The organism is Actinophytocola sediminis (assembly GCF_054779715.1).
Genome location: NZ_BAAGXS010000111.1, coordinates 1 through 507, shown reverse-complemented (window position 1 = coordinate 507; position 507 = coordinate 1). Strand labels below are relative to the sequence as shown.

Annotated in this window: 1 pseudogene; it reads right to left on the bottom strand. The window is 42.6% G+C overall.

The features are described from left to right. Window positions 1-507 (bottom strand): annotated as a pseudogene (gene acnA, locus ACYVIP_RS44530) (aconitate hydratase); the annotation flags it as partial.

Sequence of the window (507 nt, the reverse complement as noted above, 5' to 3'; positions counted from 1 at the left end):
GCTACCTGCCAATACGATCAATGGCGTATCGGTCTTCATATATTTCATGGCGGCGTCATAAACATTTAACTCTTCGTTTTCAGGAAAATAAGTGGTATATCCGCCTTGTTTTGTGGCAATTTTATTTTTAATATACACATTGGCAAAAGTACCGCGCATCATCACTTCATGGTTACCTCTGCGGGAGCCGTACGAGTTGAACATGGCACGCTCAATGCCCTTGGATTTTAAGTATTGACCCGCAGCGCTATCTTCGGAAAAGGAACCTGCCGGCGAAATGTGATCAGTGGTCACCGAATCTCCTAAATTCATAAGCACTCTTGCTTTTTGAATGTTTCGCAAAGGTTCTGGCGTCACACTAATATCTTTAAAGAATGGAATTTCTTTGATATAGGTGGAATTGTCTTTCCACTCATAATCCAATCCAGTTGGTGCGGGCAGGTTCTGCCATTGCTCTTCCCCATCAAAAATTACGCTGTACTCTTTTGCGTAATCTTCTTTGGTGGT